Origin of the sequence: Acetobacter okinawensis (assembly GCF_002153655.1) — a bacterium.
GTDB lineage: Bacteria > Pseudomonadota > Alphaproteobacteria > Acetobacterales > Acetobacteraceae > Acetobacter > Acetobacter okinawensis_A.
In genome coordinates this window covers 1-335 of the sequence record NZ_JOPJ01000113.1, presented here as the reverse complement: position 1 = coordinate 335, position 335 = coordinate 1, and the positions used below count along the sequence as shown (strand labels likewise).

1 protein-coding gene is annotated in these 335 nt (G+C 60.9%); it reads left to right on the top strand.

All coding sequences use genetic code 11. The annotated features are described in order from the left end of the window. Positions 1 to 335: hypothetical protein (locus tag HK26_RS13675; RefSeq protein WP_180539593.1), on the top strand; the 335-nt coding region annotated here is incomplete at both ends.

Sequence of the window (335 nt, the reverse complement as noted above, 5' to 3'; positions counted from 1 at the left end):
AATCCGCTGCAAGCTGCCTTTTATGAAGTGCCCAATGCTGTGCAGGTCATGGGCGGCTTTGGCCAGTCACTCAAGCTTGTCACAGGCTTTATGTCCGGACCCGGTGGCATTGCTGCGGCGGCCGCAGTCGCTGGCGCTGCCATCTATAAGGTCGGTGCCTACGCAGAAGGCGAGCAGGAACAGCTTGCCCAGCTCTCCCAGCACCTGCGGGCCACCCGCACCGATTATGCGGATATGGCGCAGCAGGCAGAGGAAGCGGCCCGGACTCTGAAAGGCAACTCGGATCTGTCACTGGATGACAGCCGCACGGTTGTGCAGACCATTGTATCCGTGCC